We start from the raw sequence: 286 nt of genomic DNA, 5'->3' as shown, positions 1-286 counted from the left end.
GGGGCGGCCCGCGCGGCCGCCAGCCGAGCGCCGATGAGGCCGGCCAGGATGTCGCCGGTGCCCGGGCTCGCCAGGCGCGCATTGCCGGTCGGGTTGAGCCGCGGCACACCGTCCGGCGCGGCGATGATGCTGCCCGAACCCTTGAGCACCACGGTGCACCCCGAGCGGGCCGCCAGCTCGGCCGCAGCGCCCAGGCGGTCGGCTTGCACGGCGGCGCTGGAGGTCTTCAGCAGGCGCGCCGCCTCCAGCGGGTGGGGCGTGAGCACGGTGGCGGCGCCGCCCTGCC

1 protein-coding gene is annotated in these 286 nt (G+C 79.0%); it reads right to left on the bottom strand.

Features of this window, described 5'->3' with window-relative positions; all coding sequences use genetic code 11:
* Window positions 1-286, bottom strand: a 286-nt coding sequence (locus A612_RS15405; protein ID WP_040437183.1) for an ADP-dependent NAD(P)H-hydrate dehydratase, incomplete at both ends; no start/stop codon positions are given.

Origin of the sequence: Melaminivora alkalimesophila (assembly GCF_000282995.1) — a bacterium.
Lineage (GTDB): Bacteria > Pseudomonadota > Gammaproteobacteria > Burkholderiales > Burkholderiaceae_C > Melaminivora > Melaminivora alkalimesophila.
The sequence above is the reverse complement of the archived record's forward strand: the minus strand, read 5'-3'. Positions and strand labels throughout refer to the sequence as shown.